Here is a 378-nt window from a genome sequence, read left to right on the forward strand (position 1 = left end):
CGACAGTTTTTTGGACAGGATCGAGCCGGTGATCATGGCCACCGATTCGACCGTGGCGGTGGTGTCGCGGATGCTGTAGAAGCGCTTGTCGGCCGGCGCCAGCTGCGCCGTCTGGCCGATGATGGCCACGCCGATGTCCTTGACCACGGTGCGGAACAACTCGGGATCGGGCACGGTGCAGTAGCCCGGAATGGAGTCGAACTTGTCTAGCGTGCCGCCGGTGTGGCCCAGGCCGCGGCCCGAGATCATCGGCACGAAGCCGCCGCAGGCGGCGATCATCGGCCCGAGCATGAGCGAGACCACGTCGCCCACGCCGCCGGTCGAATGCTTGTCGACGACCGGGCCGGGCAGGTTCATCGAACGCCATTCCATGACCTG

At 66.4% G+C, this 378-nt stretch carries 1 protein-coding gene; it reads right to left on the reverse strand.

Features of this window, described 5'->3' with window-relative positions; translation table 11 throughout:
* A partial coding sequence (locus tag D0817_RS26840) for a hypothetical protein (protein ID WP_238160958.1) occupies positions 1-378 on the reverse strand: 378 nt, incomplete at both ends.

This window comes from Flavobacterium cupreum, from assembly GCF_003996965.1.
Lineage (GTDB): Bacteria > Bacteroidota > Bacteroidia > Flavobacteriales > Flavobacteriaceae > Flavobacterium > Flavobacterium cupreum.